Origin of the sequence: Pseudomonas sp. A-RE-19, assembly GCF_019956555.1 — a bacterium.
GTDB lineage: Bacteria > Pseudomonadota > Gammaproteobacteria > Pseudomonadales > Pseudomonadaceae > Aquipseudomonas.
The window spans coordinates 67,963-91,987 of sequence record NZ_JAHBDQ010000001.1 but is presented as its reverse complement, the minus strand read 5'-3'; the positions used below and the strand labels follow the sequence as shown (position 1 = coordinate 91,987).

Annotated in this window: 17 protein-coding genes; 11 read left to right on the top strand and 6 right to left on the bottom strand. The window is 60.3% G+C overall.

What is annotated here, in order from left to right:
• Positions 1-124: 124 nt before the first annotated feature.
• The 3 genes from KGB14_RS00390 to KGB14_RS00380 all read right to left on the bottom strand — a co-directional run bounded on the left by KGB14_RS00390 (position 125) and on the right by KGB14_RS00380 (position 3,704).
• Positions 125-778, bottom strand: coding sequence for a DUF2931 family protein (locus KGB14_RS00390; protein WP_223483606.1), 654 nt, complete (start codon positions 776-778; stop codon positions 125-127).
• Between the two features lie 2 nt (positions 779-780).
• The gene (locus tag KGB14_RS00385; RefSeq protein ID WP_411740764.1) at positions 781-2,394 is read right to left on the bottom strand and encodes a phospholipase effector Tle1 domain-containing protein; all 1,614 of its coding nucleotides are present in this window, start codon (positions 2,392-2,394) and stop codon (positions 781-783) included.
• 272 nt (positions 2,395-2,666) lie between these two features.
• On the bottom strand, positions 2,667-3,704 hold the full coding sequence (locus KGB14_RS00380) for an AraC family transcriptional regulator (RefSeq protein ID WP_223483604.1): 1,038 nt from the start codon (positions 3,702-3,704) through the stop codon (positions 2,667-2,669).
• A gap of 355 nt (positions 3,705-4,059) precedes the next feature.
• Between KGB14_RS00380 and KGB14_RS00375 the strand changes: the two genes are divergently transcribed.
• From KGB14_RS00375 to KGB14_RS00345, 7 genes are all read left to right on the top strand, one after another.
• The gene (locus KGB14_RS00375) at positions 4,060-4,626 is read left to right on the top strand and encodes an RBBP9/YdeN family alpha/beta hydrolase (RefSeq protein WP_223483603.1); all 567 of its coding nucleotides are present in this window, start codon (positions 4,060-4,062) and stop codon (positions 4,624-4,626) included.
• Between the two features lie 128 nt (positions 4,627-4,754).
• On the top strand, positions 4,755-6,767 hold the full coding sequence (locus KGB14_RS00370; protein ID WP_223483602.1) for a DUF1302 domain-containing protein: 2,013 nt from the start codon (positions 4,755-4,757) through the stop codon (positions 6,765-6,767).
• 41 nt (positions 6,768-6,808) lie between these two features.
• Positions 6,809-8,167 carry a DUF1329 domain-containing protein gene (locus KGB14_RS00365; RefSeq protein WP_223483601.1) on the top strand — a complete coding sequence of 453 codons (1,359 nt, stop codon included), beginning with the start codon at positions 6,809-6,811 and terminating at the stop codon, positions 8,165-8,167.
• Between the two features lie 150 nt (positions 8,168-8,317).
• Positions 8,318-9,391 carry a WD40/YVTN/BNR-like repeat-containing protein gene (locus KGB14_RS00360; protein WP_223483600.1) on the top strand — a complete coding sequence of 358 codons (1,074 nt, stop codon included), beginning with the start codon at positions 8,318-8,320 and terminating at the stop codon, positions 9,389-9,391.
• A 31-nt stretch (positions 9,392-9,422) separates the two neighbouring features.
• A complete protein-coding gene (locus tag KGB14_RS00355; protein WP_223483599.1) occupies positions 9,423-11,939 on the top strand; it encodes an efflux RND transporter permease subunit in 2,517 nt (838 codons plus the stop codon).
• 7 nt (positions 11,940-11,946) lie between these two features.
• Positions 11,947-13,725: an acyl-CoA dehydrogenase C-terminal domain-containing protein gene (locus tag KGB14_RS00350; RefSeq protein WP_223483598.1), complete on the top strand. Its 1,779-nt coding sequence runs from the start codon at positions 11,947-11,949 to the stop codon at positions 13,723-13,725.
• A 31-nt stretch (positions 13,726-13,756) separates the two neighbouring features.
• Positions 13,757-15,400 carry a fatty acid--CoA ligase gene (locus KGB14_RS00345; protein WP_223483597.1) on the top strand — a complete coding sequence of 548 codons (1,644 nt, stop codon included), beginning with the start codon at positions 13,757-13,759 and terminating at the stop codon, positions 15,398-15,400.
• Between the two features lie 101 nt (positions 15,401-15,501).
• Here the strand turns inward: KGB14_RS00345 and bamA are convergent, their stop codons facing one another.
• The gene (gene bamA / locus KGB14_RS00340) at positions 15,502-17,868 is read right to left on the bottom strand and encodes an outer membrane protein assembly factor BamA (protein ID WP_223483596.1); all 2,367 of its coding nucleotides are present in this window, start codon (positions 17,866-17,868) and stop codon (positions 15,502-15,504) included.
• Positions 17,869-18,091: 223 nt separating this feature from the next.
• Between bamA and KGB14_RS00335 the strand changes: the two genes are divergently transcribed.
• The 3 genes from KGB14_RS00335 (at position 18,092) to KGB14_RS00325 (ending at position 20,591) form a co-directional block, all read left to right on the top strand.
• Positions 18,092-18,775 carry a response regulator transcription factor gene (locus tag KGB14_RS00335; RefSeq protein ID WP_223483595.1) on the top strand — a complete coding sequence of 228 codons (684 nt, stop codon included), beginning with the start codon at positions 18,092-18,094 and terminating at the stop codon, positions 18,773-18,775.
• Positions 18,772-20,034, top strand: coding sequence for an ATP-binding protein (locus tag KGB14_RS00330; protein WP_223483594.1), 1,263 nt, complete (start codon positions 18,772-18,774; stop codon positions 20,032-20,034). Before KGB14_RS00335 ends, KGB14_RS00330 begins: the two co-directional genes overlap by 4 nt.
• Before the next feature lie 107 nt (positions 20,035-20,141).
• Complete coding sequence (locus KGB14_RS00325) at positions 20,142-20,591, top strand: hypothetical protein (RefSeq protein ID WP_052965319.1); 450 nt, start codon at positions 20,142-20,144, stop codon at positions 20,589-20,591.
• An 18-nt stretch (positions 20,592-20,609) separates the two neighbouring features.
• Here KGB14_RS00325 and KGB14_RS00320 read toward each other — a convergent pair whose 3' ends face one another.
• Both KGB14_RS00320 and baeS read right to left on the bottom strand, forming a co-directional pair.
• Positions 20,610-21,293 (bottom strand): response regulator, encoded by a 684-nt coding sequence (locus tag KGB14_RS00320; RefSeq protein WP_223483593.1) that lies wholly within the window; start codon positions 21,291-21,293, stop codon positions 20,610-20,612.
• A 3-nt stretch (positions 21,294-21,296) separates the two neighbouring features.
• Positions 21,297-22,715, bottom strand: coding sequence for a sensor histidine kinase efflux regulator BaeS (gene baeS, locus KGB14_RS00315; RefSeq protein WP_223483592.1), 1,419 nt, complete (start codon positions 22,713-22,715; stop codon positions 21,297-21,299).
• A 113-nt stretch (positions 22,716-22,828) separates the two neighbouring features.
• On the opposite strand from baeS, the gene KGB14_RS00310 reads away from it, so the two are divergent.
• Entirely contained in the window at positions 22,829-24,025 is a 1,197-nt protein-coding gene (locus KGB14_RS00310; RefSeq protein WP_223483591.1) for an efflux RND transporter periplasmic adaptor subunit, read from the top strand.

Sequence of the window (24,025 nt, the reverse complement as noted above, 5' to 3'; positions counted from 1 at the left end):
AAAACAGTGGCGAGGGAGCAAGCTCCCTCGCCACAGGACTCCTCGGCCGGTGTCATAGACACCGGTTTTTTTGCGGCGACTGTACCAGCAGTCGCCGCTTTTTTATTAGCTCGAAGCTGCATCATCACCAACTGCCATAGGGAATGCCAAAACGTTCGATGTAGCGCTTTGAAGAGTCTTTGATCTTGCCGTAGAAACCGTTGTACTTGCCTTGATCGGGGCCTAACGGCTCGATGCCGACTTGCCCTCGGTCGACTTTGTGGGCGCGGAAACAGTCGTCGCGGGTCCATACCTGGATGATCCCTCCCGGTGCCAACCCCAGGTTGAGTGAAGCAGCGGAATTGGCGGAGTACTCAGGTGTTTTATAGCAACGTCGGGCTGTCGAATTGCGCATGATGTCGCGGGTGGATTCGGAAATATCAATCCAGCCCGCGTAGGTCTTGCGCTCGACAATCGATTGCCAGCGCACAAAGAGGCGTTTCGGTAAGTCGGCACCGGTGACTGGCATGCCTTCACCACCGATGCCCACCCAGCCCCGTGCGTTTTCAGTTCCATTCTCATAATCGCTACGGGCTGCTGCTCCTGCTGCGACATGGTGAATTATCCGCCCCTTTACATCCTCGACGGCGGAGGTCTCGACCCAAACCGTCATGTGAGCGGGTTCGGTAAAACCGATGTACCACCAGCGTGTTTTAAAATCATTTTTGGCGGAAAGCGGATCGACGGCCTGACACGCGCTTATCGAAAATATGGCTAAAAGTGCGATCAGGTTTTTCATGGTTACAGCATCCATTCCGGTACATGTGGGTGATGTACCCGTACGGCATCCGCCGTCGGGACATGGGCATAGGCCAGTTCGAATCGGGTGGTACGAGGGCCCGAAAGAAAGGTCGGGTTCCAGTGTGCTGACTGGTGGATGTAGTGCAGCTTCAGCAGTTGGTCTTCAGCCGGTGAAATGCTGTAGTCGCCTGCGACAAACCGCTCGCACATTGGCTGAAGATCGGTAGGTGGTGCAAATGCGGCGCGTTGCTGAATATCGTCAAACTCAACCCCATGCTTCTTGGCTGCCTCATACATCACCCGCAGATACACTCGCGACAGCCCGGCACCGATCTTACGTCGTAGCTGCAAGCCGACAAATACCCGCTTTTGTTTCGGCGCATTTTGCTCCCTGGGTTCAGGCCGCAGCTTTATCGGGTCAGGGGTGACCAGTTCCAGCATCTCCAGTGGCCAGCCCTTGGCGTGCCATTTCGCCCGTTCCCGTTGGGCGTCGCGGTAGATCGAGGTGGTTTTTACGTCGGTGAGCTCGCCAACATCCAAGGCTTGCAGGGGGCTGAGTATTACGCGCTCTTCGATTTCATCGCGGTAACCGCCGCCGATATCCGAGTGAGCCCCCGGCAGACTGATTTCCGGATGATCCGGGCCGACGCGATTGAGAGCGAAATTGGCCCGGTATTCGTCCCGTGCCACCAGTTGCAAAACATTGGGGAAGAAGCGCGGCATCAAATACAACTTGACCCCAGGGGTTGCCGGACTGCGCACATACCCCAGGTTACTCAGGCCGCCCACGGAAGCAACGGTGTCGAGCAGGCCGATAAACCCAATGTTGACCCCTTCACCAAACACCTTGCTGAAGTCCCGGGTGAATAGTCTATCCGGCAGGGCCAGGGTTTCCCGGAGCGGGCTGTTGGTTCTGTTCAGGCACAAGCAGGCGAAATGTCGGGCGGCGGCCGCGCCACGACTGAAACCGAAGACATCCAGGGTTAGGGACTGAATCTGGATGTCCGGATAGTCATTGTGAAAGCTGCGTAACCGGCGTTTGGTCAGATCGAACGCGAGATGTACCCGCGCTTCGATGCCTGTCTCACCTCGACCCAACGCCGTGCCCAACAGACTGTCTCGCTCGCCCGCCGATGTTCCAATGCCATCAACGTAGACCTTGTCGTATGCCAGTTTCCTCTGAACGATTTCTTCCGAGCCGGTCGACTCCATGTACAACTCATACAACCGCTTAACATTCGTCACTTCCCCCCCATAACTACTATCAGGATCCTGCATGTACGGCTCGCAACTCCCATCCATATCCTCCGCCGACACCGGATGATGAGCCCCGCACTTTCGCCCCATATCCACATTGAACGGGTTATTGCCGGTGCCATCAAAAAACACCCCAATACGCAGAGTGATCTTCACTTGGTTGGCTTCTTCGCGCGTTTCCTTGGCTTCCCGGGCAGCGTTACGTTGGTCTTCCAGTGCCCGTTGTCTGGCCAACATTTCGTTGTATTTGCGTTGCTCTTCCGCCGGGTCTGGTCGAAGCCCGGGTTTTCGCGCCCGTTCTGCCAGAGCGCGGTCGCGGCAGACGGCGCAGTGGTGACCCCCAAAGTCCTTTTCCATGAATGCATCCCTTTTGCGCAAAGCCCGTCCCTGGGCGCCAAATCAGTGATTGGTTTCTGGGGATAACGGTGCGCGTTGGGGGATAGGTGACGCTGCCAGTCGCGACTTAATCGCTTGTAGGATCGGGATGGGATGCTTGAAGCCTGAGGCTGTCAGAAAAGCCTTCAGGTAATGAATGCGGGGAAGAAGGGGGGCAACGTGGAGACGCATCGGCTAATCCGCTGCGGACTTTTTGCCCGTGCCAGCGACAGATTATTCAGAGGTCGGCTGGCTCAGGACTCTTTGGGGCCAGAGAGAGATTTAGAGGTGGTTTGCTTTTGTGCGCTGCGCCATGCGGCGGGCGGCATGCCGAACTGGGTGATGAACCAGCGTGTGAAGGAACTCGCCATGGAGTAGCCGAGCATGTCGGCAATGCGCCCCAACGAATAATTCGGGTTGTCCAGGTAGCGCAACACCAGGTCGCGACGCACGTCGTTGATCAGGTCGTTGAAGGCGCAGCCGTCGTCTTTCAGGCGGCGCTGCAGAGTCCGAACGTTCATGCCCTGGGTCTGGGCGATCTGCTCGATGGTGGCGCGTCCCATTGGCAGCAGCAGGTAGATGGCTTTGCGCACCTCGAACAGCATCGAGGGTCCTTCGTGGCTCAGCAGCGAGTCGAGGTAGCTCTGGGCGTAGCGCGCCATGGCCGGGTCGGCATGGGGGTTGGTCATGTCGAGGCTGGCGTCGGAACAGACAATGCCGTTGAACTCACTGCCGAATTCCAGCGTGCAGCCAAACAGGCGGCGATGCAGTTGCAGGTTGTCGGGAGGCTGGTGCGTGAAGTTGACACTGTAGGGATGCCAGTGAGAGCCGAGCAGGGCGGCGCACAGGCGGAACATCACCCCGATGGCCAGTTCATTGGCTTGTCGGCAGGGCATCGGCGATTCGGTGACCACCTCCTCGCGAATGATCACCATCTTGCCAGCCTCCTCAATGAAGAGGGCCAGCGAGTCGTTCATCAGATGCCGGTAATGCACCAACACATGCAACGCATCTCGCAGCGTTCGCTGATGGCTGAGCAGCAGGCTGACCACACCGAAGTCCGAGAGATGGCGCGACTCGGCCATGCTCAGGCCGAAGCTCTGACAGCCACTGGCGACGGCCGAATCTTCCAGCAGGCGTACGGCGGCATCAATGGGGATGCGGTGCTCGGGCGCTTGCAGCAGCGCTTTGCTCAAGCCGACGCCGGCCAGCACATCGCGCGGGTTGAACCCCAGGTACTGGGTGACCTCCAGGTAGTTGGTCAAAACAGCGGCGCGAACAAGCTTGGGCATGCGAAGGTCTTTCCTGGGCCGGTTGCGATTCAAATGAGCGTGGCGACTATATCCAGCACATCAGCAATTGAACAGTTGTGGTGTCGTCGATGGCGCTCGGCCAATGCTGTCCAGAATCACCTCCGTTGTCGTCGAGCAATCGAGGCTCACCCATTGATTACAGTGACCCACAGAGAAGCTGCGGTGTTTTTCGACCAATGGTCGGGGCACGCCAACACCTGGAAATTTGTCATGAAAAGAAAAGTGCCTGACGTCCAATGAAAAGCGCCTCGGGTGGGTGCTCTTTAATGTCAGTCCTACAAAAAGCCCCTGGCGATAGAGCCAGTCGAGTCATCGAGAAAGCGAAGGTGTTGAAGTGGACAAACTGCAAACTGTCGCAACCGTTCTGATCGTACCGGGCCTGCGCGAGCACGTTGCCGAGCATTGGCAAACGCTGCTTGAGGCAAGGCTGTGCAAGGTGCGCAGTGTGCCACCGCTGGAAACCGACAAGCTCGATTGCGTCAAGCGGGTCGAAGCGATCCAGCACGCGCTGGAGCAGATCGACGGGCCGGTGATTCTGGTCGCTCACAGCGCTGGCGTGTTGATGGTCGCGCACTGGGCTGCGCAGCACAGTCGACCGATCAAGGGTGCGCTGCTGGCCACTCCTCCGGATCTCGATGCTCATTGGCCACAAGGCTACCCATCCGCTGAAACCCTGCGCACCCAGGGTTGGAATCCGCTACCAAAAGGACCACTGCCGTTCCGCAGCCTGGTGGCCGCCAGTACCAACGACCACCTGGCCAGCCTGGACGCCGTCACCTGCCTGGCTGATGGCTGGGGCAGCGAACTGCTGAACGTGGGCGAGGTGGGTCATCTCAATCCGGCTGCAGGTTTCGGCCACTGGCCTCAAGCCGAAGCACTCATCCTGGCGCTGGATAGCTAGTTCAGGCGCCGGTTGGCCCCGGCCATCCGGCATTTGCCCTCACTCCTGAAAAACGCAAACCCCTGGAACAAGGGGTTGCGCGAGGGCGGCTGCGCTTAAAACAAATACAAAAAGGCGGAGACAACGCAATGCATAACAATAAGAGTCACGGGTTCGCACCCTCGCGATACACCTTGTTGGCCTCGGCCATTCTGGCTGCCGCCGTGCCGGTCGCGCAGGCGGTCGAACTCGATACAGGTAACCCGGACTGGACCGCGCGGCTGGATAACACCGTGAAGTACAACTACGGCGTACGCACCGAAAGCGCCGACAAGCGCATGTTGGCGACACCGAACAACAACGATGGCGACTACAACTTCCGCAAGGCCGGAACCAACATCACCAACCGCGTTGACCTGTTGACCGAGATGGATGTGGTTTACCAAAACCACATGGGCTTTCGCGTCAGCGCCGCCAGTTGGTACGACAAGGCCTACGAGAACACCGGCTCCAATTCCAACCCGTTCGTCAACGGCAATGACGCAAGGTCGGGTCTGGTCGCCAACGATCCGCGCCTGGCCGGGGTCACCAATGACAACGTCGGCAATGGCAGCCCGCACCTGAGCAACTACGCCCAGCGTTACTACACCGGTCCTTCCGGCGAAATCCTCGATGCCTTCGTGTTCTACAGCACCGACGTGGGCGAGGAGTCGCTGTTGAGCATCAAGGCCGGTCAGCACAACGTGTTCTGGGGTGAAACCATCCTCAACCCGGTGCACTCGATCAGCTACGGCCAGTCCGGCCTGGACCTGGCCAAACTGGCCGCCTCGCCGGGAACTGAAGCCAAGGAGCTTTTCGTTCCGCGTAACCAGTTGTCGATGTCGTTCACCGTCAACCCGGAATTGACCGTGGGTGCCCAGTACTTCCTCGATTGGGATGCGGCGCGTCTGTCGGAAGCGGGCACCTACTACGGCGGTTCCGACCTGGTCGGCTTCGGTGCGCAGTCATTCCTGCTGGGCAACACCAATGGCGTGGTGCCGGGCAGCCCGCTGGGCTGTGGCCTGGCGCCGTGCAACGGCTTGACCAACGTACGTCGCGGCCATGACCTGACGCCGGACAAGCGCGGCGACTGGGGCATCATGGCCAAGTGGTCGCCGGCCTGGCTGGATGGCACCCTCGGCGTTTACTACCGCGAAACCTCGGAGATCCTGCCGCAAGCCTGGCTGGATGCCCGTGGCCTGACCTCGGCCAACCCCAACGGCACCCGGCCGGCAGGGCAAGTGCCTGCGGTGGTCAACACCCTCAACTCGCTGAGTACCAGCACCTATCAACTGGCCTATGCCGACAACATCAAGATCGTCGGCCTGAGCCTGTCCAAGGATGTGGGCGGTATCAGTGTGGGTTCGGACCTGAACATTCGACACAACATGCCGCTGGCCAGTATTCCGGCGATTGTCAGCTCGACCAGCCCTCTGGGTTTGGGCGCCGGCCTCGGTCTGTTGCCGGCCCGCACGGCGGCCACCGGTGTGATCTACGACACGCCGGAAAAGGGCGACAGCATGAGTGCCACCGGTGACACGTTGCACTGGACGCTCAACGGCCTGATGACCTTCCCGAAAACACCGGTGTTCGATTCGGCCAGCCTGCTCGCCGAGTTGTACTACAGCAACTTGCTCAAGCTCGATAGCAAGAACGAAGCGCTCTACAAGGGCAAGGACACCTATCGCTGCATCGACCAGCCGACCCGGGACAACTGGGGCGTCGCGGTCAACTTCACCCCGACCTGGTACCAGGTATTCCCGGGGGTCGATCTCAATGCACCGATGTCCGTCAACGTGGGCCTCGCCGGCGTGTCGCCAGTGTCCGGTGGCGGCGCCAAAGACACCGGCAACTATGCCGTGGGCGTGGGCGCCGTTGTGTACAACAAATACTTCGTCGACCTGAAGTACGTGGACTCCTTCGGCAAGACCGACAAGTGCGACACCAGCGGTCTGAGCACCGGCGCGGCCAATGCCGGCAGCGGCGACGGCTCCACCCCCAATGCCTTTAGCGGCAATGAAAACTACGCGTGCTACGGCGGTGGCTACTCGGCCTTCTCCGGTGGGGGGGCCACGACTGAGGACCGTGGCGCCGTTTACCTGACGATGAAAACCACTTTTTGATTCACCACTGATTTGCTCAATGCAAGCAGGAGAATAACAAGATGAAATTCGCAAAAACCGTGTTGGCCGCTTCGCTGGCGATGGTCCTTACTGCTCAGGCACAGGCTGCTGTTTCAACTCAGGACGCTGCCAGGTTGGGCAGCAGCCTGACCCTGGTGGGCGCCGAAAAGGCCGGGAACGCTGATGGTTCCATCCCCGCTTATGACGGTGGCCTGACCACGCCACCGGCCAGTTTCAAATCCGGTGACAGCATGCGTCCGGATCCCTTCGTCAACGAAAAACCGTTGCTGGTGATCGACGGCAAAAACGTCGATCAGTACAAGGGCTTGCTCAGTGCAACCACGACGGAACTGGCCAAGCGTTTCCCAAGCTTTCACATCAATGTCTACCCGACCCACCGCACCGTCACACTGCCCAAGGCCGTGCTGGACAACGGCGTGAAAAATGCCACCGGCGCCAAGTCCCTCGAAGGCGGCCTGGCCATCGACAACGTACTGCCGGGCGTACCGTTCCCGATTCCGCAATCGGGTAACGAGGCGATGTGGAATTTCCTGCTGCGCTATCAGGGGGTCAACATCAGTTCCAAGTACGACTCCTGGAACGTCGATTCCGCAGGCGTGCCGAGCCTGGCGATCACCGGGCAGGCGTTCATTTCCTACCCGATCTACGAGAACCTGACGCAGCCGATCAGCAGCGCCGACGTGTACTACCAGATGAAGCTGTCCTACACCGGCCCTGCGCGCCGGGCCGGTGAAGCAGTGATGCTCAAGGACGCCGCCAATCCGTTGCAGCAACCGCGCCGCGCCTGGCAATACTTGCCTGGCCAGCGTCGGGTCAAGCTGGCACCGAACCTGGCCTACGACACGCCAAACCCCGGCACTGCCGGCGCGGGCACCTATGACGATGTCTTCGTGTTCAACGGTGCACTGGACCGCTACGACTGGAAGCTTACGGGCAAGCAGGAAATGATCGTGCCCTACAACACTTACAAGCTGACCTACGCCCAAGACCCCAAGGCGCTGACCATGGCCAATCACCTGGCACCGGATTACGTGCGTTGGGAAAAACACCGGGTCTGGGTGGTGGAGGGCAACCTCAAGGCCGGCGCCCGTCACATCTACCAGAAGCGTCGCTTCTACCTCGACGAAGACAGCTGGACCGCTCTGGCCTCTGACCAGTACGACGCCCGTGGTCAGCTGTACCGTGGCTCCTTCGCGTTCCTCAGCCAGAGCTATGACAAGCAGATCCCGGACTCCACGCCCTTCATGATCTACGACCTGGTGGGTGGTTCCTACAACATCAACGGTGTGGTGGGCCCTTACGGCGGCATCAAGTACATCGATCCGCTCTCCAAGGCGCAGTGGTCGCCGGAGTCGCTGGCAGGTAGCGGGATTCGCTAAGCAAACCGTGACAAAGCGTCCGTTCGGTCCACTGCCCGCCAGGCAGGGGACCCCACGACGGTCGGTGCATGCCGATCGTTTCGGGCGCCAGGTTTGAACGTCAGGCACACGGACGTGTGCCCCGGCGCGGTTTTCCGAAGAGGACGCGGTATGTGTTCGAACAAAAATTACCTGCAGCTGGCGCTCGGCGCTCTGCTTGCACTGTTGCAAGGCCTCAGCCAGGCCTCCGGTTATGTCGACGTGCTGGATCTGCCGGCCAGGGTCAGCGCTCTGGCCGTCAACAGCCCGTTATCCGGCATGGCCCGCGCTGGCGAGCGTCTGGTCGCCGTCGGGCAGCGTGGCCACATTCTGTATTCCGATGATGCCGGCAAACACTGGCAGCAGGCCGCTGTGCCGGTCAGTGCCGACCTCAACGCCGTGAGTTTTCCTTCCGCCACCCAGGGCTGGGCAGTGGGCGGCGACGGTGTGGTGTTGCACAGCAGTGACGCGGGTGCGACCTGGCGTAAACAACTGGACGGCCGCGAGATCGGTGCCTTGCTGGTCAAGCATTACCAGGCGTTGGCCAGTGCAGAACCTGGCAATGAACAATGGCCACTGCTGGTCGCCGAAGGTGAGCGCCTGGTGGCGCAGGGCGCCGACAAACCCTTGCTCGATGTCTGGTTCGCCAACGACCACCTCGGCTATGTGGTCGGAGTGTTCAACCTGATCCTGCGCACCGAGGATGGCGGCCAGAGCTGGACACCGTTCCAGGACCGCACCGACAACCCGCAGGGCTTTCACCTCAACGCTATCGCCTTCACCGGCGACGCGCTGTACATCGCCGGAGAGCAAGGCCTGTTGCTCAAGTGGGATGACACCCAACAGCGGTTCGCCGCCGTGCAGACACCCTATCAGGGCAGTTTTTTCGGTGTGCTCGGCAAGCCCGGCGAAGCGCTCGTCTATGGCTTGCGCGGCAATGTGCTGCGCAGCACCGATGGCGGTCTCAGCTGGACCCCGCTGGACAGTGGCCTGCACGTCAGCATCACCGCCGGCATCGTCGATGCCCACGGTCATTACCGCTTGTTTACCCAGGGCGGGCAGATGCTGGTGAGCCAGGACATCGGTGCGCAAATGCACTGGGTGCAGCAAGCCGAGCCGGTCCCGGTGACGGGCGTCACGCGCGCCGCCGACGGTGCGTTGGTGGTGGTCGGCAGCCGTGGTGCACGGACGCTGTCCGTTGAATAAGCCCTCGAACCCTTAGAGCGAGAACCCAGACATGGGCCATACCAAACAAGAAACCATGCCGGTGATCCGCGATTTGCGGGATTTCGACCGCCAGTCCGGCAATCGGCTGGAGCGGCTGGTGTTCAACTACCGTCCACTGTTCATGCTGCTGATGGCGCTGGCCACCGTGGTGTTGGGCTACATGGCCGCGACTCGCCTGGAGCTGCGTCCAAGCTTCGAAAAAATGATTCCGCAGAGCCAGCCGTACATCCAGAATTTCCTGGAAAACCGCCAGTCGCTGCGCGGTCTGGGTAACTCGGTGCGGGTGGTGGTGGAGAACACTCAGGGCGATATCTTCGACCCCGCTTATCTTGATGTACTCAAACAGGTCAACGATCAGCTGTTCGTCACCGAAGGCGTCGACCGCGCCTGGATGAAGTCGTTGTGGAGCCCGGCGGTGCGCTGGACCGAAGTCACCGAGCAAGGTTTCCAGGGCGGCCCGGTGATGCCCGATACCTACCAGGGCAAGCCTGCAGAAATAGAACAGTTGCGCCAGAACATTTCCCGCGCCGGTATCGTCGGCAGTCTGGTGGCCAGCGACTACAAATCGAGCATGTTGATCGTGCCGCTGCTGGACAAGGCCACGGCCAGCGGTCAGCGCATCGACTACCACGTTTTTTCGCAGATGCTCGAGGAGCAGTTGCGCGACAAGATCGAATTTGCAGGTGACAGCGCTGCGCGCAAAGCCGGGGAGGAGGGCAAGGGCCAGTACAAAGTCCGGGTGATCGGTTTCGCCAAACTGATGGGCGACCTGATCGACGGGCTGATTCAGGTGATGATGTTCTTCGGCCTGGCCGTCGTCACGTCGCTGATCATCATTTACGCCTACACCCGTTGCGTGCGCAGCACCTTGCTGGTGGTCGGCTGCTCGCTGATCGCAGTGGTCTGGCAACTGGGCATCGTCGCCTGGCTCGGTTATGCCATCGACCCGTACTCGGTGCTCGTGCCTTTTCTGATCTTCGCCATCGGTGTGTCCCACGCGGCGCAGAAAATGAACGGCATCATGCAAGACATTGCCCGTGGCACCCACAGACTGATCGCCGCACGCTACACCTTCCGCCGCCTGTTCATTGCTGGCGTCACCGCGTTGCTGGCCGACGCCGTCGGGTTTGCGGTGCTGATGCTGATCGATATTCCTGTGATCCGGGATTTGGCGATCACCGCCAGTATCGGTGTGGCGGTGCTGATCTTCACCTCGCTGTTGCTGATGCCGGTGGCGCTGTCTTATGTCGGCGTCGGCACCAAGGCTGCCGAGCGAGCACTGAAAATCGACACGCGCGCAGAAGGGCACAAAGGCTTCGGCAAGCTGTGGGACTTGCTCGACCGTTTCACCACGGCCAGATGGGCCGCGGGGGCGGTATTGGTCGCAGTACTGATGGGCATCGGCGGCTTCATGGTCAGCCTGCATTTGAAGATCGGCGATCTGGAAAGTGGCGCACCGGAGCTGCGCGCCGACTCTCGCTATAACCGTGACAACGCCTACATCACCAGCCACTACGCGCTGTCCAGCGACCTGTTCGCGGTGATGATCAAGACCGCGCCGGAAGGCTGCCTGAACTACAAGACGCTGATTCTCGCCGACCGTCTGGCCTGGGAGCTGCAGCAATATCCGGGGGTGCAGGCGACAGCCTCGCTGGTCAATGCCGTGCGCCAGATCACCGCCGGGTCCTACGAGGGCAACCCCAAGCTCAACAGCATCCAGCGCAATCAGGACGTGCTGAACTACGCCGCGCAGCAAGCCTCGGTCAACTCCCCGGAGTTGTTCAACACCGATTGTTCGCTGATGCCGGTGATTACCTTCCTCAAGGATCACAAGGCCGAGACCCTGGATGCCGTGGTGGGCATTGCCGAAAAATTCGCCCGGGAGAACAACAGCGATGATCGCCAGTTCCTGCTGGCGGCCGGGTCGGCCGGGATTGAAGCGGCGACCAATATTGTGGTGCGCGAAGCCAATCGCACCATGCTGCTTTACGTCTATGCGGCGGTGACGCTGTTCTGTCTGATCACCTTCCGCAGCTGGCGCGCGACCCTGGTCGCGCTGTTGCCACTGGTCCTGACCTCGATCCTTTGCGAGGCGTTGATGGTGGCCATGGGCATTGGCGTGAAGGTCGCGACCCTGCCGGTGATCGCCCTCGGCGTGGGCATCGGCGTCGATTACGCCTTGTACCTGCTCAGCGTGCAACTGCACTTCCAGCGCCAGGGCCTGCCGCTGTCCCAGGCCTACCGCAACGCCGTGTCGTTCACCGGCCGGGTAGTCGGCCTGGTGGGCATCACCCTGGCGGCGGGCGTGGTGTGCTGGGTGTGGTCGCCGATCAAGTTCCAGGCCGACATGGGCATCCTGCTGACCTTCATGTTCCTGTGGAACATGCTCGGCGCGCTGATCCTGATTCCAGCCCTGTCGTACTTCCTGCTGCGTCACCCCGTTGCGCAAGCCCACGTGGCGCAAACCAGTGAAACCGGTACATCCCAACGTCAGGACATGCCCCATGCCCTGACCACTTCCGAGTAAGCCAACGATGTCTGATTACAAAGCTCCTTTGCGCGACATGCGCTTCGTACTCAACGAGGTTTTCCAGGTGTCCCGGCTATGGGCCAAATTGCCTGGCCTGGCCGAGGTGATCGATGAAGAAACCGCCGCCGCCATTCTTGAAGAGGCCGGCAAGATCAGCGGCGAAGTCGTCGCGCCATTGAACCGCGCCAGCGACGAACAGGGCTGCACCTGGAACAACGGCGCGGTCCAGGCTCCGGACGGTTTTGTTGCGGCCTACCAGGCATTCGCCGAAGGCGGTTGGGTGGGTGTTGGCGGCGATCCGCAGTTCGGTGGCATGGGCATGCCCAAGGCGATTTCGGCTCAGGTCGAAGAGATGGTCAACTCGGCGAGTCTGTCGTTCGGCCTGTACCCGATGCTGACCGCCGGGGCGTGCCTGTCGATCAATGCCCACGCCAGTCAGGAGCTCAAGGAACGCTATCTGCCGAACATGTACGCCGGCACCTGGACCGGTTCGATGTGCCTGACCGAGGCGCATGCCGGCACTGACCTGGGCCTGATTCGCACCCGAGCCGAACCCCAGGCTGACGGCAGTTTCAAGATCAGCGGCAGCAAGATTTTCATCACCGGCGGCGAGCACGACCTGACCGAAAACATCATTCATCTGGTACTGGCGCGGTTACCCGATGCACCGGCCGGCCCCAAAGGCATTTCGCTGTTTCTGGTGCCCAAGGTGCTGGTCAATGCCGATGGCTCGCTGGGCGATCACAACGCGCTGTCCTGCGGTTCCATCGAGCACAAGATGGGCATCAAGGCTTCTGCCACCTGTGTGATGAACTTCGACGGGGCGACCGGCTGGATCGTCGATGCGCCGAACAAGGGCCTGGCGGCCATGTTCACCATGATGAATTACGAACGCCTTGGCGTGGGCATCCAGGGCCTGGCGTTGGGTGAGCGCTCGTATCAGAACGCAGTCGAATACGCCCGTGACCGTCTGCAAAGTCGTTCGCCGACGGGCGCGCAGAACAAGGACAAGGCCGCCGACCCGATCATCGTGCACCCGGATGTACGACGCATGCTGTTGACCATGAAAGCCTTGAACGAGGGCGGGCGTGCGTTCTCCAGCTACGTGGCGCTGCAACTGGATACCGCCAAGTACAGCGATGACGTGGCAAGCCGCACCCGCGCCGAGGAACTGGTGTCGCTGCTGACCCCGGTGGCCAAGGCGTTTCTCACCGACATGGGGCTGGAAACCACGGTGCATGGCCAGCAGATATTCGGCGGCCACGGCTATATCCGCGAGTGGGGTCAGGAGCAACTGGTTCGCGATGTGCGTATCACCCAGATCTACGAAGGCACCAACGGTATCCAGTCACTGGACCTGGCCGGGCGCAAGATCGTCGGCAGCGGCGGGGCGCTGTACCGGCTGTTCGCTTCGGAAATCCGCAAATTTACCGCCAATGCCTGCGCTGACCTTGGTGAGTTCACCAAACCGTTGAACGCCGCTGTCGACACCCTCGACGAACTGACCGCATGGCTGCTGGACCGAGCCCAGAGCAACCCGAATGAAATCGGCGCGGCTTCGGTCGAGTACCTGCACGTGTTCGGCTACACCGCGTACGCCTACATGTGGGCGCGAATGGCCAAAACCGCCATGAGCACCCATTCCAAGGATGCTTTCTATGCCAGCAAACTGGCCACCGCGCGCTTCTACTTCGCCCGTCTGCTGCCACGCATCCACTCGTTGAGCGCGTCGGCCAAGGCTGGCAGCGAATGCCTCTATCAACTGGATGCAGAGCAGTTCTGAGCCCACGTAAAAAGGACCGGGAACCCCAACCATGATGGCGACAAAAATAATTCCGCCCGCCGATGGCGCCTACGCCTATCCCTTGCTGATCAAGCAATTATTGCTGTCTGGCGTGCGCTACGAACCGGGCCGGGAAATCGTCTACGCCGACAAACTGCGCTACAGCTACCAGACCCTCAACCAGCGGATCCGCAAACTGGCCAACGCCTTGACCGCCGCCGGCGTCAAGGCCGGTGATACCGTGGCCCTGCTCGACTGGGACAGCCATCGCTACCTGGAATGCTTCTTTGCGGTACCGATGATCGGCGCGGTGCTGCATACCGTGAACATTCGTCTTTCGCCGGAGCAGGTGCTCTTCACCATGAACCACGCCGAGGACGACCTGGTGCTGGTGCATGATGATTTCCTGCCTCTGATTGAACAGATTCAGGGGCGGCTTGAAACCGTCAAAGGTTACCTGCAGCTCACGGACGACACAGCAATCGATACGTCGTTACCGGTGCTGGGGGAGTATGAAAACCTGTTGTCCAGGGCCGCGGACCAGTACAACTTTCCCGACTTCGATGAACACTCGGTGGCGACACTTTTCTACACCACGGGCACCACTGGCGACCCTAAAGGCGTGTATTTCACCCACCGCCAATTGGTCCTGCACACCTTGAATGCCGTGGGCACTTTGGGCGTCTATCAAGGCCTGCCGTTGCTGCGCTCCGATGATGTGTACATGCCGATCACCCCGATGTTTCACGTGCATGCCTGGGGGGTGCCTTATGTCGCCACCCTGATGGGGCTCAAACAGGTGTACCCCGGCCGCTACGAACCCAACAGCCTGGTCAGGCTGTATCGTGAGGAGAAGGTCACTTTTTCTCACTGCGTGCCGACCATTCTGCAAATGATCCTGAGCTGCGAGGAAGCGGCACAGACCCGTTTCGATGGCTGGAAAATGCTTCTGGGCGGCAGCGCGCTGACACTGGGCATTGCCAGCGAAGCGAGCGCCAAAGGTATTCAGGTGCACAGCGGTTACGGCATGTCGGAAACCTGCCCATTGCTGTGCCTGACGTATCTGCGTGATGAAGACCTCGAACAATCCACGCAAGCCCAACTGGCCACCCGCATCAAGACTGGCACGCCGGTGCCGATGGTCGACCTGAAAATCATTGATGCCAGTGGCAATGACGTTGCCCATGATGGCGAGTCTCTGGGCGAGATCGTGGTGCGCGCACCCTGGCTGACCCAAGGCTATTTGAAGGAACCCGAAAAGGGCGCCGAGTTGTGGCACAACGGTTGGATGCACACCGGCGACATGGCCTCCATCGACGCCCTGGGCGGGGTGGAAATCAAGGACCGGATCAAGGATGTCATCAAGACGGGCGGGGAGTGGATCAGCTCCCTGGAACTGGAAAGCCTGATCAGCGAACACTCAGCCGTTATGTCGGTCGCGGTCGTGGGCATTGCGGACGAGCAATGGGGCGAACGGCCGATGGCGCTGGTGGTGTGCGAGCCTGGGCAGTATCTCGACCGCAAGATGCTGGAGGTGCATCTGCAAGGGTTTGTCGAGCGTGGCCGCATCAATAAATGGGCGATCCCCAAGCAGTTCAAATTCGTCGCGGAGATCCCTAAAACCAGTGTCGGGAAGATTGACAAGAAGCTGATCCGGGAAAGCGAATCGGGCTGAAAGGCGCGGCGGATGCTACGTCAACCCTGACCACTTGTACTATCGATTCGATCAGTAAAGCTCGCCAGGGTTGGCGCTTTCTCATACCTTCACTTACCTGATCAAAACGTCTGCCCCATAGAGAACTGAAACACTTGCGTGTCCGCGTTATCAGGCGTTCGAACCGGAAAGGCCAGGTTGGCGCTCAAGGGGCCCAGTGGGCTGTACCAAGTGACGCCAACACCCACGGAACTGGCCATCTGGTTGAGGTCGACACCGTCGCAAGCCTGGGTGGTGCTCAGGTAGCACTTGTTTGAGTAGACGCTGCCGACGTCCCAGAAAATTGAGGTGCGCAGGGATTTATTGTCTTTGATAAAGGGCAGCGGAAACAGGTATTCCACGCCGCCGGTGATGAGGATATTGCCGCCCAGTGCATCGGTGCCCCGATCGGAATAATACGACTGTCCGGCACTGGCATACGTGCCAGTGGCCGGAGTGTTCTGCGGGCCGAGGGTGCCGCTTTCAAAGCCGCGCACCGAACCCTCGCCACCCGCGGTGTAGTTTTCATAGAACGGCAGGCCGTCTGTTGAGCCGTAGCTATTGCCATAGCCGAGCTTGGTATGGAACCGCAACGAGGTGGCGTCGCTGACCGGCAGGAAGGCCTGCCCGGTGTAATCGATCTTGTAGAAACTCAAGTCACTGCCGGGCACTGTCACCGTCAGGTTCAGGTTTTGTGAATGTCCGCGGCTGGCCAGCACGCTGCGGTTCAGGGTCGATTCCGACCAGCCGAGATTGGCCTTGAAGTTGGTGAACGCCTTGCCCTCACGTTCGATAAAGTCGTAGATCTCATCGGCGCTGTAGGTGCCTGGATCGATGTTGTCATGTTGCACCGTCAGGCCGAACGTCAGCCGTGAGGTTTCATTGATCGGGTAACCGATGCTGGTGCCGGCGCCATAGCTATTGATGGAATAGTACGAAACACCGTCATCGTAATAATCGTTGTAGTCGGTGGCGTTGTAGAACAGGTTGTAGCCCAGGCTCACGCCGTCCGGCGTGAAGTAGGGGTTGGTAAAACCGAAATTGTACTTGCTTTGATATCCCGAGCGGGTAAGGCCCAGACTGGCGTAATTACCCGTGCCCAGGAAGTTGTTCTGGGTGATCGAACCACCGAGGATAAGACCGGAGCTCTGGGAGAAACCGACGCTGGCGGTGATCGAGCCGGACGCCTGCTCTTCAACGCTGTAGTTCACGTCTACCTGGTCATCCAGACCCGCTACCGCCGGGGTTTCGACGTTGACTTCCTTGAAGAAACCCAGACGTTCCAGGCGAGTCTTGGACTGGTCGATCAGGTAGGTCGAAGCCCAGCCACCTTCCATCTGACGCATCTCACGGCGCAGTACCTTGTCGTCGGTCTTGGTGTTGCCCCGGAAGTTGATGCGGTTCACGTAGGCACGCTTGCCCGGATCCACGGCGAACGTGATGTCGACGGTGTTGTCATCATTGTGCGGGGTCGGCACGCCGTTGACGTTGGCGAAGGTGTAACCCTCGTTACCCAGACGACGGGTGATCAGTTCGGACGTGGTGGTCATCAGCTTGCGCGAGAACACCTGGCCCTTCTGAACCAGCAGCAGGGATTTGATCTGGTCTTCAGGCACTTTCAGGTCACCGCTGAGCTTGACGTCACGAACGGTGTACTTCTCGCCTTCATTGATGTTGACGGTGATATAGACGTGTTTCTTGTCCGGGGTGATGGACACCTGGGTCGACGTGATATCCATACTTATATAGCCGCGATCCAGATAGTAGGAACGCAGACGCTCCAGGTCGCCGGAGAGTTTTTCTCGGGCGTACTTGTCATCGTTCTTGAAGAACGACAGCCAGTTGCTGGTCTTGAGGGTGAATTGGTCGGTCAATTGCCCTTCGGTGAAAACGGTATTGCCCACCACGTTGATGTGCTGGATGGCCGCAACGGTGCCTTCGTCTATCTTGATTTTCAGGCCTACACGATTGCGCGGTTGCGCGATCACCTCGGCATCGACCGACGCCGAGTAGCGACCCTGGGCGACGTATTGCCGCTGCAGCTCATTGCGCACACCTTCGAGGGTGGCGCGCTGGAAGATCTCGCCTTCGGCCAGGCCGGATTGCTTGAGGCCCTTCATCAGGTCTTCAGTGGAGATCGCCTTGTTGCCTTCGATCTCGATACTGGCGACCGAGGGACGCTCGACTACAGTGATGACCAGGACATCACCCTCATGCCCCAGTTGGATATCTTGAAAGAAACCGGTCTTGAACAGCGCACGGGTGGACTCCACCAAGCGGCGCTCATCCGCATCATCACCGACGTTCAACGGCAAGGCTCCGAACACACTCCCGGCGGAAACCCGCTGAAGGCCATTGATGCGAATATCGGAAATTTTGAAGCCTTGGGCATGCACAAATGTGGCATTGAGCAGCAGTGCAGCCGAGCAGAGCAGGCGCGAAAAATTCATCAAGATCTTATCCAGAACACATCGACAAGCAGCGTAGGCGGGCGCGGATATCTCACAGCAAGACGAGTCCGCGGAGCGAGCAGGCTGGTGGAGGTGAAGCATAAAAGCTCGGTGCGTTTGGTGCGGTTAACCAAGTGTCAAGTTAGGTAAAGGTTGGCCCCGGGGCGATGACGGTATGCAGTGCAAGGGCGATAATGCGCGGACACACACTCAAGAGCTCCCCATGATCTCCGTATTGCTAGTCGACGATGACCAGGAACTGACTGGAATGCTCAGCCAATACCTGGAGCGTGAAGGCTTTGAGGTGACAGCAGTGCACACGGGCGAGGAGGGTGAGGTCCAGGCGCTGTCCGGTCGCTACAGCATCGTGGTGCTGGACGTGATGCTGCCGCGGCTGTCGGGTATCGAGGTGCTCAGGCGCATTCGGGCCGTGAGCCAGGTGCCGGTCGTGTTGCTCACCGCCCGAGGCGACAACATAGACAAGATCACCGGCCTGGAACTGGGCGCCGATGATTATGTGCCCAAACCCAGCTCTCCGGGGGAATTGGTGGCGCGTTTGCGGGCAATCATGCGCCGGACACAGCCGGTGGATCAGCCAACCACCGAAGTGATCAGGACCGGCCCGCTGGTGTTGTGGCCCGGCAAGCGCCAGGCCCTCTGGCAGGGGCGCGAGCTGGGGGTGACCAGTACCGAGTTCAGCTTGCTCGAAGAACTGGCCCGTTGTGCCGGGCAGGTGGTGAGCAAACAGGATCTGTCGCTCAATGCCTTGGGGTGTCCCTTGACTCGCTACGACCGGCGTATTGACGTGCACATCAGCAGCATTCGCCAGAAGCTGGGTCCGCGCCCCGACGCCAAAGCCTGGATTCAGAGCGTGCGTGGCCTCGGTTACCTGTTGATCGCCGAATGACCAGGCCCAGCCGGCTGTTCTGGAAGCTGTTCCTGGCGTTTTGGCTGGCCACCAGCCTGACGTTTCTGGTAGGGCTGGGCTTTCTGGTGCTGGGCAGTTCCAGGCCCGGAGACCCTCATCTGGCAACGATCCTTGCCAGCGAAGAACAGTTGCTGCGACAGTTTGGTGTCGAGTCGGGCCGTCAGCTACTGACCGTGTGGGAGCATCCCGATGACCAGGCCATTGGCGTGTATGACAGTGCCGGCCAACTGCTGGCGGGGGCGCCGGTTCCGCAACCGGCCTATGAGCTGTCAATCACCAGCAAGGAGGGTGTTGCGCTGTCGCTCAGGTCTACACATTCCCTTGGTAAAAAAGGTGACAGAGGGCCGAGCCACTGGACGCCGTTGATCATCGGCACGGTGATGAGTGCGCTGTTCAGCGGGTATCTGGCGTACTACCTGGCATGGCCGTTGGCCTATCTTCGGCGGGCAATGAGCGACGTGGCTCAAGGGCGCTTCGAAACCCGGGTCAAGCCGATGATGGGGGGGCGCCGCGATGAAATCGTCGATCTGGCCGAGGACTGCGACCGAATGGCCAACCAGCTGAAACTGCTGGTGGAGGCTCAGCAGCATCTGTTGCACGACATCTCTCACGAACTGCGTTCACCGTTGACGCGCATGCAAGCGGCCATCGGGCTGTTGCAGCAGGATCCTGCGCGCCTGGAAATGGTGGAGCGCATCGATCGCGAGTCGGTGCGCATGGACACGCTGATCGAGGTGTTGCTGACCCTGGCGCGCATGCAGGGTCGACCCGAGAGTATCGAGCGCGAGCCAATCGATATCGTCGAGTTGCTGTCGGTGATCGTCGAGGACGCTCAATTCGAGGCGCAAATGAAAGGTTGCCGGGTGAGCCTGCAGGCGTGTCCGGCCTTTGTCAGTCGTGCCAGCGGCGAACTGCTGTATCGGTGTTTCGAGAACGTCATTCGAAACGCGGTGCGCTATACCAGGCCGAACACGGCTGTTGTTGTCGTGGCGCAGGTCAATCTCGGCGCAGACTGCCTGACGGTGCAGATTACCGATCGGGGGCCGGGTGTTGAAAATGAGCGACTGCAGGACATTTTCCACCCGTTCGAGCGCGGCCTGAACGAGACCAGTGCCGGTTTCGGGCTGGGCCTGGCGATCGCTTCAAGGGCTGTGGAAATACACGGCGGCACGATTATGGCGCGCAACGAGTCGGCCGGTGGGTTGACCGTGGAAATCGGCTTGCCCCGTCGGGCGTGATCTTTACACGATATTACATTGGCTTGACGGCCCTGTACGCCCCGCCTCAGTAGACTTTCCGCTCAAATTTACTCAGCGTTTGCTGATGTTTTAGCGTGGAGGTGGTCATGTTTCTGGTTCATAAAAAGGGTTTCGTTCCCGGCAAGAAAATGGTCGACGGGCTTGTGCCCTATGACTTCTTTTGCGAAGACAATCCGGCCATCAATCTGTTTGTATTCACGGGTTCCACCGCCCAAGGCAAAGCGGTCGAGGAACAGACACTCTGGGGCTTTACCCGTCTGGAGCGCTTTGAGGCGCTGACCGGCACCCTCGTGTCGAACAAAAAGAATGAAGGCTGGTTTCAAACGGTCAATGTACTGACGGGGCCGGCCCATAACGGTACTCAGAGCGTGAAGTTTCAGCGGGTGCTGAAAATCATCAAGCATGCCGATGCATCGGGCCGTGTCGCCAGCAAGGTCGACTACGAGATCCAGACAGATGAAGGCGACACCTACTTCACTCGCCGCCTTGCTGCATCCGACAGCGCGCAAACCGTCATCTATGCGGCGGATCAATAACGGCCATCTCGACGACGCTCAGGCGTCGGCGAGCTGAAACCGATAGCCTACGCCATACAACGACTCGATCGGATGCTCGCCCGGGCAGGCCTGTTCGAGCTTGCGTCGCAGATTACGGATATGGCTGTCGACCGTGCGGTCGGTGACCACCCGGTGATCAGAATAGATCCTGTCGAGCAACTGATCCCGGGAAAACACGCGTCCCGGAGAGCGGGCGAGGGTGCTGAGCAGGCGCAGTTCCAAGGGGGTCAGGTCCAGTGCGACACCGTCGAGGGACGCCAGGTACTGCTCTTCGTCAATGTGCAGACGCGCAGCTGCAGACGACAGAAGATGCGGGCTGCGCCGCAGGATGGCTTTGACCCTGGCCACCACTTCGCGGGGGCTGAAGGGTTTGCAGATATAGTCGTCGGCGCCCAGATCCAGCCCAAGCAGGCGATCCACTTCCTCGACGCGTGCGGTAATCATGATGATGGGCACCGCACTGAAGCTGCGCAGTTCCTTGCACACTTGCAGGCCATCACACCCAGGCAGCATAAGGTCGAGAAGGATCAGTCGCGGCTCACTGGCCCGTACTGCCGGCACCACCGCCAGCCCGTTGTCCAGGCACTGGGTCGTAAAGCCCGCGGCGATCAAGTAGTCGCGCATCAACGCGGCCAGTTTGGGTTCGTCTTCGACGATCAGAATCGGGCTGTCGTTGACCATGGTTCAGGCGTTCCGTGGCAGGCGCAGGGTCAGCCAAAGGCCACCCAAAGGAGAGTGATCGGCACTGAGGCTGCCGCCGTGGGCCAGGGCGATGCTGTGACAGATGGCCAACCCCAGGCCAGCGCCACCACTGGCGCGATTGCGTGAAGTTTCGCCGCGGTAAAAACGCTCGAACAGCCGCGGCAACTGATCCGCGTTGACCCCGGGGCCGGAATCCTGGAAATCGATGCGTACGACGTCGCCATCGCTGGCCACACGAATGCGCAGCATGCCGCCTTCATCGGTATAGCGCACGGCGTTTTCCAGCAGATTGGCGAACAGTTGCTGCAAGCGTTTGGGGTCGGCCTCCACCCTTGGCGGCGGGGTGGGCAGCTCCAGCTCCAGGCGCAGATGCCGCGCATTGCAGCGTTCGTGGAACATCGCCACGCAACCGTCCAGCAGCTCGTTGAGATCGCATTCGCTCTTGCGGTAAGTCAGTGCGCCCACATCGGCCAGGGACAGTTCATACAGATCATCCACCAGTTTGCTGAGCATGCTGACTTCGCCTTGCAGCGATTTCATTGAGGATTGGTCGAGGGTGCGCACGCCGTCCTCGATGGCCTCCAGTTCACCCCGCAACACCGACAGCGGGGTGCGTAGTTCATGGGAAACATCGGCCATGAACTCCCGGCGCATTTTTTCGTTTCGTTCCAGCGTATACGCCAGCTGATTGAAGTCACGGGCCAGTTGACCGACTTCGTCATTGGAGGACACCGACACCCGGTTGCTGTATTCCCCTGCGGCCAATCGGTGCGTGGCGGCGGCCACCCGCTTGACCGGGTCAAGCAGGGTGCGGGCGATCCACCAGGCGATCAGCATCGCCAGCAGCAACGAGAGCACGCCCACGGCCAGACTGGTGCGCAACAGGTACAGACGAAAGCGTTCGCCACCGGCTTCGGTCACGTTCTGGAACGGCGTCACCGCCAGCCAGCCGACGGTTTTACCGGCGACCTCGACAGGGCGCATCAGGGCGTCGTCGGCAATCGCCGAGTAGCCCATGACCAACTGCTTTTGCCGGTCCAGCAGGGCGATGCGAAACACCGCGCCGGTCAGGTCGGACATGGGCAGGGTAGGCGGCTGTGAGCCGGTAGGGTTTTCGCCTGGCTCCGGACGCATGAGCTCGAACCAGCGATCCGGCTGGTTGCGCAGGAATTCCCAGCTGCCTTCGCGTTCGTAGGCGCTGGCCAGGCGCGGCAGCACCGGCGTCATGCGCACCAGGGCCTGTTCGTTGAGGTAGTCGAGAAAACCTTTGCCAAAGCTCCAGCCGTTGGCCACCCCCATGCTCAAAATGACAAACAGCACGCTGGCCAGTACGGCAATAAACAGCTTGGTGGAAATGCTTAGTTTCATGGGCTCGGGCAGGTCGGTGAATGGCCCGCCCATTTAGGCCCTGACGCGACGAAGATTCAAGCTCGCGGGGCAATCTTCAATTTTCCTGCACATTTGCCTCGCAGTATGGCGCCTGACTTGCTCCATCCCGTCTTGCAGAGGCATTTATGTCGACCAAAATTTTCGCCAAATCCCTGGTGACCGCCGCGGTTCTATTTTCCGTGATCGTGCTGTTCGTGTTGAGCGGGTGCTCCCCGGGCCAATCCGCGCCAGTGATCGAACCGCCCAAGGTGTCAGTGATTACGGTGCAGCCTAAAAGCCAGGCGCTGACCACGGAGCTGGCCGGGCGCACTCAAGCGTTCATGGTCGCCGAGATCCGCCCGCAGGTCGGCGGTATCGTCCAGCAGCGGCTGTTTGTCGAAGGTGCCGAGGTCAAGGCCGGGCAGGCGCTGTATCAGCTCGACGCGTCCTCTTACAAGGCCGCGTTGGCTGAAGCACAGGCGACCCTGGCCAAGGCGCGCGCCACGTTGAAGTCGGCCCAGGCCACGGCCAAGCGCGATGCTCAGTTGGCGAAGATCGATGCCATCAGCCAGCAGGATAACGAGGATGCTCAGGCCAGTCTGCTGACCGCCGAAGCCGAACTGCAAGTGGCGCAGGCCGGCGTGGATACCGCGCGCATCAACCTGGCGTACACCCGCATCAGCTCACCCGTCAGCGGTCGCATCGAAACCTCGACGGTCACCCCCGGTGCACTGGTGGTGGCCAATCAGGACAGCGCGTTGACCACGGTGCAGCAGTTGGACCCGATCTACGTTGACGTCACCCAATCGACCACCGAGCTGTTGCGCCTCAAGCGTGACCTGGCCAGCGGCGTGCTGCAAAGCAACGGCGAGGGTGAAGCGCGGATCAGCCTCAAGCTCGATGACGGCAGCACTTACGCCCATGAAGGGCGTTTGAAGTTCAGCGGGGTCAGCGTCAACGAGGGCACCGGTACCGTGACCCTGCGGGCACAAATCGCCAACCCGGACCGGCTATTGCTGCCGGGCATGTATGTGCGGGCGGTGCTGGAACAGGCTCGGGACGATCAGGCGATATTGATTCCGCAACAGGCGGTGAACCGCAGTGCCAGTGGCGTGACCTCGGTGCTGGTGGTGGTCAATGGCAAGGTCGAGCAGCGCGTGCTGACCATTGACCGCGCCGTGGACAATCAGTGGTGGGTCACGGCGGGCCTGCAGGCGGGTGACCAGGTGATTGTCGAGGGCGGGCAGAAAGTCCGAGTCGGTGAATCAGTGGTGGCACAGAACCCCGGCACTCGCAGCCGCACGCCGAAATCGGCGCCTGTCGCCATTGCGCAGGAGGGCTGA